This is a genomic window from Vibrio sp. V03_P4A6T147, from assembly GCF_002241085.1.
In the GTDB taxonomy this organism is placed as follows: Bacteria; Pseudomonadota; Gammaproteobacteria; order Enterobacterales; family Vibrionaceae; genus Vibrio; species Vibrio anguillarum.
This window is the reverse complement of record NZ_NDIO01000011.1, coordinates 1-7,101: the sequence shown is the minus strand read 5'-3', so window position 1 is coordinate 7,101 and position 7,101 is coordinate 1. Positions and strand designations below refer to the sequence as shown.

The 7,101-nt window shown below is 46.9% G+C and carries 5 protein-coding genes; all 5 read left to right on the top strand.

The window, feature by feature from the left end; translation table 11 throughout:
* Positions 1-94 precede the first annotated feature (94 nt).
* The 5 genes from torE (at position 95) to B9J84_RS00310 (ending at position 7,037) form a co-directional block, all read left to right on the top strand.
* On the top strand, positions 95-271 hold the full coding sequence (gene torE, locus B9J84_RS00330; protein WP_010318622.1) for a trimethylamine N-oxide reductase system protein TorE: 177 nt from the start codon (positions 95-97) through the stop codon (positions 269-271).
* Positions 272-322: 51 nt separating this feature from the next.
* A complete protein-coding gene (gene torC / locus B9J84_RS00325) occupies positions 323-1,507 on the top strand; it encodes a pentaheme c-type cytochrome TorC (protein WP_026028567.1) in 1,185 nt (394 codons plus the stop codon).
* Positions 1,508-1,531: 24 nt separating this feature from the next.
* On the top strand, positions 1,532-3,994 hold the full coding sequence (gene torA / locus B9J84_RS00320) for a trimethylamine-N-oxide reductase TorA (RefSeq protein ID WP_094123272.1): 2,463 nt from the start codon (positions 1,532-1,534) through the stop codon (positions 3,992-3,994).
* A gap of 205 nt (positions 3,995-4,199) precedes the next feature.
* Positions 4,200-5,936 carry a glycoside hydrolase family 36 protein gene (locus B9J84_RS00315; protein ID WP_094123271.1) on the top strand — a complete coding sequence of 579 codons (1,737 nt, stop codon included), beginning with the start codon at positions 4,200-4,202 and terminating at the stop codon, positions 5,934-5,936.
* A 195-nt stretch (positions 5,937-6,131) separates the two neighbouring features.
* Entirely contained in the window at positions 6,132-7,037 is a 906-nt protein-coding gene (locus B9J84_RS00310; protein ID WP_010320151.1) for a manganese-dependent inorganic pyrophosphatase, read from the top strand.
* Positions 7,038-7,101 lie beyond the last annotated feature (64 nt).

Here is a 7,101-nt window from a genome sequence, read left to right as displayed (position 1 = left end):
GAGTATGGTCTAACATTTCGTATCAGAAATAGTAATAAGCTGAGCTCTGTCGTCGAGCTGCTCAAAATGACTGAAATACAAAACAGGCAAATGTATGAGTGATGTTAATAAAATAGAGAGTAATGAGAAACGTTCGCTTGAGTGGAAGTCTTTCCTCTTAATCACAGTGGTTCTCTTTCCGATCTTAAGTATCGCCTTTGTCGGCGGTTATGGATTCATTGTTTGGATGCTGCAAGTGTTCCTCTTTGGTCCTCCTGGTGCGCACGGTTAATTCCACGGTTCACCCGTAATCCTTTTGATCGAAAATTTAAGAGAGCGAATCATGAAATCATTGTTAGTCAAAATTTGGCGCACTATGACTCGTCCAGCCGTGCACATCAGCCTTGGTGTGCTCACGATGGGCGGTTTTATCGCCGGTGTGATTTTCTGGGGCGGTTTTAATACTGCACTGGAAGCCACCAACACAGAAGCATTCTGTATCAGCTGCCACACAATGCGCGACAACGTTTATGTTGAGCTGCAAGAAACCGTGCACTGGAAAAACCATTCAGGCGTACGTGCCACTTGCCCAGACTGCCACGTACCACACGAATGGACCGCTAAAATTGCGCGTAAGATGCAAGCCTCTAAGGAGGTATTTGCGCAAGTTTTTGGTGATTTAGGTACCCCTGAAAAATTCGAAGAGCGCCGTATTGAATTGGCCAAGCATGAGTGGGAGCGCTTTTCAGCCAACAACTCATTGGAATGTAAAAATTGCCACAATTACGATTCGATGGATTTCGAACAGATGTCGGCAACCGCGCGTATTCAGATGAAACAAGCAGCGGAAAAAGATCAAAGTTGCCTAGATTGCCATAAAGGGATCGCCCACAACCTGCCTAAAAATATGGATAGCTCAGGCGGACTGATTGGCGAACTAGAGCAGTTGGCATCTAAAACCGATTACTCGGTCGGCAAGCAAGTGGTGAGCGTTCGCTTCTTACCTATTTATGAAGATGCGCAAGCCAAAGTCGAAGCCGGTCTTCTGAACCCAGCATCGGCAGTCACGGTATTGGATGAGAAAGGAGAGATGATTCAAATCGAAATTGATGGTTGGCGTAAAGCAAAAGGCTTTGGTCGTGTGATCCAAGAAGATTTTGGTATGAACATCGCTGTGGGCTCCTTGATGAAAGAAGCGGCACAAAATGATGCAATCGTCACGGTTGGTGAAAAGCGTGTCGATGATCTCACCGGTCTACCTTGGGAAAAAGTAAACGCGAAAGTGTGGATGAAAAAACAAGCCATGCTCGATAGCGTGGATCCAATTTGGGAAAAAGCGGGTGAGGCCTATAAAACGAACTGCTCTGTCTGTCATAGCCAACCAGATGAAGCGCATTTTGATGCGAATACTTGGCCGGGCATGTTTAACGGCATGATGGCATTCGTCAACTTCGACACAGACAGCGAAGCGTTAGTCTTGAAGTATCTACAAAAACACTCTTCAGATTTTGCTGAAGGTCACCATTAATCCACGTCAAACGGAGTTTTAAATATGGCGATTACACGAAGAAGTTTTCTTAAAGGTGTAGCAACCACCAGTGCGGCGTCGGTTATTGGGCCAAGTTTATTGGTCTCGACATCGGCTAACGCGGCAGAAACAACAGGCAGTTGGAAAGTATCAGGCTCTCATTGGGGTGCATTTCGCGCACGTGTGTATGGCGGAAAAGTACAATCGGTCAAGCCGCTAGAGTCAGACACGCACCCCACTGATATGCTCAATGGAATCAAAGGCATTATCTATAGCCCATCACGAGTGCGTTACCCAATGGTTCGCCTTGATTGGCTCAAAAAACATAAATACAGCGGCGAAACACGCGGCAACAACCGTTTTATCCGCGTCACTTGGGATGAAGCGTTGGATCTGTTTTATCGTGAACTTGAGCGCGTACAAAAAGAGTACGGCCCTTGGGCGCTGCATGCAGGACAAACGGGTTGGAACCAAACGGGGTCATTTCACAACTGTACAGCGATGATGCAACGCGCTGTAGGTATGCACGGTAACTTCATCACTAAAGTGGGTGATTACTCAACAGGTGCAGGCCAAACCATTCTTCCTTACGTGTTAGGTTCGACAGAAGTGTATGCCCAAGGAACCTCTTGGTCGGAAATTCTTGAGCATTCAAACAACATTGTTTTGTGGGCGACCGACCCGGTAAAAAACCTGCAAGTTGGCTGGAACTGTGAAACGCACCAATCCTTTCCTTATCTTGATCAGTTGAAAGAAAAAGTGGCAAAAGGAGAGATCAACGTTATTTCGGTTGATCCAGTCAAGAATAAAACCCAGCGCTTCTTAAACAGTGACCATTGGTACATTAACCCACAGACCGATGTGGCGTTTATGTTGGCGGTGGCGCATGTGTTGTATAACGAAGATCTGTATGACAAGGCGTTCATCAAAACCTATTGCTTAGGATTTGAACCTTTTATTCAGTACGTTCAAGGCGAAACGAAAGATAAGATTGTTAAGTCGCCAGAATGGGCCGCCGAGATTTGTGGCGTAACAGCCGATAAGATCCGCGAATTTGCACGTATGCTCGTTAATGGCCGAACTCAGTTACTGTTTGGTTGGTGTATTCAGCGTCAAGAGCATGGCGAACAGCCTTACTGGGCTGGTGCGGTTGTGGCGGCGATGGTTGGTCAAATTGGCCTGCCAGGCGGGGGGATCTCCTACGGACATCATTATTCTGGTATTGGGGTCCCATCAACCGGTTTTGCCTCGCCCGGCGGTTTTCCACGTAACCTAGATACGGGTTCAAAACCGAAATGGGACAACGAAGACTACAACGGCTACAGTAAAACGATTCCTGTTGCCCGTTGGGTCGATTGTTTGCTAGAGCCGGGTAAAGAGATCCGCTACAACGGTTCGAGCGTAAAACTACCTGATTACAAAATGATGGTTATTTCAGGCAACAACCCGTGGCATCATCACCAAGATCGTAACCGAATGAAGAAGGCGTTCCGCAAGCTTCAAACCGTCGTCACGATCGATTTTGCTTGGACGGCGACTTGCCGTTTCTCCGACATCGTTCTTCCTGCCTGTACTCAGTTTGAGCGCAATGATATCGATGTATACGGTTCTTATTCGGGCAAGGGTTTGATTGCCATGCACCGCTTGGTTGATCCTTTGTTCCAATCACGTACTGACTTTGAGATTTTCACTGAATTGACGCGTCGCTTTGGCCGCCATGAAGAGTTCACACGCGGCATGGATGAGATGGAGTGGGTCCGTTCGCTCTATGACGAGTGTAAAAAAGCCAACGCGGGTAAGTTTGATTTACCAGAATTTGAACAGTTTTGGCAGCAGAGCGTACTGGATTTTGGTGAAGGCCAACCTTGGGTTCGCCACGCCGATTTCCGTAAAGACCCTGAGATAAACGCATTGGGTACACCGTCTGGCTTTATCGAGATTACGTCACGTAAGATTGGGCGTTATGGCTATGAACATTGCCAAGATCACCCGATGTGGTTTGAAAAAACCGAGCGTTCGCACGGTGGCCCAGGTTCAGATAAGCATCCATATTGGTTACAATCTTGTCATCCAGATAAGCGTTTGCACTCACAAATGTGTGAGTCAGAAGAGTATCGCGCGACCTATGCTGTCAATGGCCGTGAGCCCGTGTATATCAACCCAATCGATGCGAAACAAAAAGGCATTAAAGCAGGGGATTTAGTTCGCGTATTTAATGATCGCGGCCAGCTATTAGCTGGTGCCGTCTTAAGCGATGGCTACCCGCGCGGCGTGATCCGTATCGAAGAGGGGGCGTGGTATGGCCCGTTGAATGAAAAAGAGGGAGCTATTTGCACCTATGGCGATCCAAATACACTCACACTCGATGTCGGCTCATCTGAGCTGGCGCAAGCCACTTCAGCCAATACTTGCATTGTCGATTTCGAGAAATTTACTGGTAAAGTACCACCAGTGACGTCATTCGGTGGACCAATCGAAGTGGCGTAATTCCGTCATTAGCTCAACGAAACGCCAGCAAACATGCTGGCGTTTTACTTGTCACATCCAAACTTGTACCTTGGGCGTTCTCATTGTTGAATAAAACAGCATACGGAGCCACGTCAAAGAGAAAACGTGATCAAAACAACTTACATGTAACGCGAATTCATTAGACACTGCCAGAACAACAATTTGTACTTTGTACTGAGGTGTTATGACAACGATCACTCTGCCATGTCATCGAGAAGTTGAGTTACTTCAACCGGATTTGATTGCCCAATTGCAAGGCGATGAGATCAGTTTTTCCTATTCAGGAATACATAACTCGCCCATTTCCGATCACTACTCGCTGTTTCGCACTTTATTTGACGTTGAATCGGACGCACGAGTGATTGGTGACGGTTTTCAAATGCTAGCGCAAACTGCAGGTTCGCTGCATCATCCGGTGGATGTGGGGCGTTGCCCTGACAATAGCTTGAGCTACCGGATTTACCCGCTGCAAGACAGCCAACGTTATTACAACACGCTGGTGATTGAACAATCCACCGGATACCAACTGTTTGGTTTTACCTCTTGCCACCGTTTTGCTGGCTATTTTGAAATGCTTGAGGAAAGGACGGGCACCTATTTAGTCGCTTCCATTGACGGCGAGCAGACCCATCCACAAGATTGGACAAATAACAGTTTAGAATCCGTCGTTATTTTGCAAGGTGATTCATTATCAGGTTTGTATCAACAGTATGCGCAATATATTAGTTGTCACCATACGCCGCGTGCTGGTGTGGCACAACCTGCGCCCGTTGGATGGTGTTCATGGTATGCCTATTATGCCGATGTTAATGAACAGCACATCCTAACCAACCTTGCGGCAATGCAAGGAGAACTTTCGGGGCTAGAATGGGTGTTGCTGGATGATGGCTATCAGGCGTTTATGGGCGATTGGTTGACGCCGTCCGATAAGTTTTCTCGTGGTGTTAAAGCGCTGATCCAAGAGATCAAACAAGCGGGGAAAAAACCCGCAATTTGGCTCGCTCCCTTCATTGCACAAGCTGAATCTCAATTGTTTAAGCAACATCCAGATTGGTTTGTACAAAATGCTCAAAGACAACCACTGAAAGCTGAAGAAGTAACCTACGGTGGCTGGCGTTGTACACCTTGGTATGTGCTGGATGGCTCTCATCCTGACGTGCAGGAATACTTAACCCATGTGATCAAAACCATGAAAGAAGAGTGGGGGGTTGAGCTGTTTAAGTTAGATGCGAACTATTGGGGAGCACTTAAAGGGCGGCGTTATCAGTCGGGAGTGACGGGTGTTGAAGCGTACCGTTTAGGTATGCAGGCGATAGCAGAAGGCGCGGGAGAGGCATGGTTACTTGGATGTAACGCGCCGATGTGGCCATCACTGGGTTTAGTAGATGCCATGCGTGTTTCGGACGATGTCGAGCGTTCGCCACAGCGCTTTGAACAAATCGCTAAAGAGACTTTTTATCGCAGTTGGCAGCACCGCAAGTTATGGCAAATTGATCCTGATTGCGCAACACTGACGTCGCTTGCGAATCAATCGACCGATCGCATCAGCTATGAATTTCATCGCAATGTATTGCTTGCGTGTGGTGGCTTATTGCTTTCAGGTGATCCACTCCCAGAATTGACCTCTTTTGCTAAGCAGAGCCTAAATAAGTTAATGATTAGGCGCAAACACAACCAAGATGCGGCTAAGCCAACTTCATTGGCTCTCAATCACCTATTTTTAAAGTTAACAGAACGCAATGATCTGCACTGCTTATTCAATTACCAAGGTGAGGCGTGTGACTATACCTTAACAGCGAGCCAGCCAGTGGATTGGTATGACTACTGGACAGGAGATAAGCTTTCGCCAGAGCCAGTCAAAGTATTTGAAGTCTCCTTGGCAAGTGGCTTAACCAGCCGAGCAGTGATTACCTCTTGTTAGTGGAGTGCCCTTGTTAACAGAGTGCTCAGGTTAACTGAATGATTCGGGGTAGCGGAATGCTGCGCTAAATTAGCCATAATTTCTTAACCACAAGCCATGACAAATTCTGAAAATCAGGTAAAGTATCGGCCTTTGTGAGCAATCTCGCCTATCACCTTCGATAGGCCATCAAATAGCATTAAAATAGGAAGAAAGATGATTTTCGTTGTCGGTCATAAAAACCCAGATAGTGATAGCATTTGTGGTGCATTAGTTGCTGCTGAATTACTTAAAGCACGTGGTCTAGAAGCAACGCCTGTTCGTCAGGGTGAAATTAACCGTGAAACTCAACACATTCTTGCAACAGCCGGTGTTGATCAACCTGAACTTCGCACTAGCGTCGCGGGCGAAAAAGTATGGCTTGTGGACTATACCGATCTTGCGCAAGCACCTGATGACATCAACCAAGCGGAAATTCTCGGTATTGTTGACCATCATCGCCTAGGTGACGTAATGACAGTGAATCCGCTAGAAGCGTGGATTTGGCCAGTCGGTTGTACCTGTACTATCTTGTTCAACCTATTCAAGATGGAAAATGCGCCAATCACACGTCCTTTAGCCATATTGATGATGTCTGCGATTTTGTCTGATACGGTCGGTTTTGCGTCTCCAACGTGCACACCAAAAGATAAAGAAGCTGTGCTGGCACTGGCTGAAATTGCTGAGGTTGAAGACCTTGATGCCTTTATTAAAGCGCTTTTGATTGCGAAAACAGACATTGAAGGTTTATCTGCCGCTCAACTTGTTGAGAAAGATTTGAAAGCTTACCCATTCAACGGCCGTGATGTGGTGGTTGGTCAAGTGGAATTGGCAACGCTTGAACAAGTCGATGGCATGATTGACGCCATTCAAGCAGACCTAGTTCGTCGCTGCGAAGAGGAAGGCCTTGCGTTTGCCGCCGTGATGTTGACCGACATTACCACCGCGCAGACCCGTCTTCTTTATACTGGTGAATGGGCTGAAAAACTGACCAAACACGAACAAGATGGCATGTTGATGATGGAAAATACCTTAAGCCGTAAGAAACAAGGTTGGCCTTGGCTGCAAGCTGAATTGGCTTAATCCTTTTTATCATCTTATTGTTTAAGATTCTAAATTTAACGCCTGCAGTGCTACACTGTAGGCG